We start from the raw sequence: 1,705 nt of genomic DNA on the forward strand, positions 1-1,705 counted from the left end.
CACCCGCGCGTCCCCCGCGCGTCGGCGAATAGTAACCACAGGTCGGACGGCACCGGAGGTCCGCGATTGTCACTGTTCGGTCCCAACGGACCGCCGGGTCAACCAGCCCTCCTGTCCGGCTACTTCATGGCACTGCCCGCCTTCCATGCGTTCCAGTCCATATTCCATCCTCCGAGCCCATTGTCGGGAGAGACCTTTTTGTCATTGCTGTTGACGACTTCGACGACGTCCCCGATGAGGCTGCGGTCGAAGAACCAGCCGGCCGGGGTGTCCGAGCCACCGCCCTTCACATCACGCAGGCCGATGCAGCCGTGGCTGACGTTGGTGCGGCCGAAGACGGTGTGGTGCGCCCAGTAGTTGCCGTGCAGGAAGGTGCCGGAGTCGGTCAGGCGCATCGCGTGCGGAACGTCCGGGATGTCGTACTCGCCCTTGCCGTCGCGCTTCCTGAAGCCGACCGTGGCGCCGTTCATCCGCGTGACGTCGAGCATCTCGGTCACCACCATCTTGCCGTTGTAGGTGGTCGTCCTCGGGGCGCCGGCCGTGACCGGGACGGTGGCGAGCACGTCGCCGTCGCGCCGCACCTCCATGGTGTGCCGGGCGGCGTCGACCACGGAGACCTGGCTGCGGCCGACGGTGAAGGAGAACGTCTTGTGCTGGAGGCCGTAGACGCCGGGCGCCCCCTCGACGTCGCGCAGGCGCAGGGCAACGGTGACCTGGGTGCCGGGTTTCCAGTAGTCCTGGGGGCGGAAGTCGAGGCGCGTCCTCCCGAACCAGTGCGGACGGATCTCGACGGCCGGCCGGGCGGTGACGCGCACCGCGCGTTCGACGGCGGCCCGGTTCGCGATCTTCCGGTTGAACTCCAGGGAGACGATCATGCCGGTGCCGACCGTGGCGCGGTTCTCCGGGGCGACGTAGCCGATGAAGCGTTCCTCGGGGACGTAGGTGGTGAAGGTGGTGCGCCGGGCGGAGCGGCGGCCGTCGCCGCCCACGGCCACCGCGTCGATCGTGTACTTGGCGGCCAGCGCGAGCCGCCGCTCGTCGGGTTCCCAGGTCAGGCCGTCGGCGGAGAGGTGACCGGGCACCGGGGACTCCTGCGCGTCCTGCGACCTGACGACCTTCACCTTCTCCAGCCGGCCGTCGGGCACGCGCACCCGCAGCCGCTTGCCGGGGCGCACTCCCTTGCTGCCGTCGCCGGGCGAGACCTTGATGACGTCATCGGGCGCCGGGGGCGCGCCGAACGCCCCGGCGAGCCCGCCCGCGTCGTCCGAGGTACAGCCCGTGACCCCGGCGAGGAGCCCTGCCCATGTCACTACGGCGGCCAGCGCGGCCCTCGCGCGCCGCGCGCGCCCTTGTACGTGCCTCACGAGGTGCCCAACGACCGGCCGAGTCCCCGGAAACGACCATGCCCGCCCCCGGGGAAACGTGAGTGCGACCCACGCTCTGGGCAGAACAGTGGGGAGGACGACGCGCAGGGGAGCCGCGGCCCGGGCCGCACACAGGGCCGTACCCCTCTGTCCCCCGTCGTCCCACGAGCCGCGGGAGGCTGACAGGTGTCCAGCGCAGCCGAGCAGGAGGCGGTGGCCGGTCGTCGGGCCACCGGGAACGGGCGCCAGGCCGCCGCCGTGCACGGGGCGCGGCGGGCCGCGCCGTCGCCTACCCTGCCCGCGTGGCCGGGCGCGCCGACACCTGTCTCTTATACTCATCT

General features: G+C 71.7%; 1 protein-coding gene. It reads right to left on the reverse strand.

Features of this window, described 5'->3' with window-relative positions; all coding sequences use genetic code 11:
• Positions 1-119 precede the first annotated feature (119 nt).
• Complete coding sequence (locus C1J00_RS42920; RefSeq protein WP_102914180.1) at positions 120-1,364, reverse strand: L,D-transpeptidase; 1,245 nt, start codon at positions 1,362-1,364, stop codon at positions 120-122.
• Positions 1,365-1,705: the final 341 nt, after the last annotated feature.

Origin of the sequence: Streptomyces cahuitamycinicus, from assembly GCF_002891435.1 — a bacterium.
Classification (GTDB): Bacteria; Actinomycetota; Actinomycetes; order Streptomycetales; family Streptomycetaceae; genus Streptomyces; species Streptomyces cahuitamycinicus.